The organism is bacterium (assembly GCA_024224155.1).
Taxonomy (GTDB): Bacteria; Acidobacteriota; Thermoanaerobaculia; order Multivoradales; family JAHEKO01; genus CALZIK01.
The window spans coordinates 1-916 of the sequence record JAAENP010000112.1; the positions used below are offsets into that span (position 1 = coordinate 1).

General features: G+C 65.7%; 1 protein-coding gene. It reads left to right on the forward strand.

The features are described 5' to 3' along the window. Positions 1-33 precede the first annotated feature (33 nt). A partial coding sequence (locus GY769_06250) for a transposase (GenBank protein MCP4201521.1) occupies positions 34-916 on the forward strand: 883 nt, incomplete at its 3' end.

A 916-nucleotide genomic window follows, 5' to 3' on the forward strand; every position in this document is an offset into this window, starting at 1 on the left:
GCCGACCTGTTCAGTCACCGAGGACGGCGTTCGGTGCCTCCCTCGGTGGTGGCCGCCGTGATGGTGCTGCAGCGTCTGGAAGGGCTCTCAGACCGCGAGGCGGTGGAGCGCTACAGCTTCGATGCGCGATGGCGCTACGCCGCGGGCGTAGGTGGCTACGATCGTGGCCAGTGGGGCCAGTTCGCGCACACCGTTCTGGTGGACATGCGAGCCCGCCTCAAGGCCTCCGAAGCCCCTCGTCGGATCTTCAATGTGACGTTGGCGGCGGCTTCACAGGCGGGCTGCGTGGGGGCCAAGCGGGTGCTGGATTCAACGCCTTTGTATGACGCAGTGGCCACGATGGACACCATCACGTTGATCCGTTCGGCCATCCGCTCGTTGCTGAAGGTGGCGCAAGAGGGGCTCGAAGGCGAGTTGCGCGAAGCCATAGAAAGCGGCGATGACTACGCCACGAGCGCCAAGCCTCAAATCGACTGGGACGATGCCGGGGCTCGCGAGCAGCTCATCGACTCGCGGGCCCGCGACGCGTTCGCTTGCCTGCTGATTCTTGAGGGTCGCGTGCTGAGTGCCGAGGTCAAAGAGGCCGCTGAGCTCTTGGCCACCGTGGTCGGCCAAGGTCTCGGGGAGACCGAGGGCGGCATGTTTGGCATCGGCCGGCGGGTGGCTAAGGATCGGGTGATCTCGACCGTGGATCCGGAGGCTCGCCGCGGTCACAAGACCTCGTCCCAGGGATTTGATGGCTACAAGGGTCATCTGTCTCTGGATCCCGACAGCGAGATCGTCACTCAGACCGCGGTCACCGCGGGCAACGCGGGCGACGCCAGCGTCGCAGCCGACCTCATCGACGATCTTGTAGATAGCGAGGTCGCATCCTCTGAGGCAGGCGATGCCAGTGCCGGCTGCGAGCCGGAGCCCA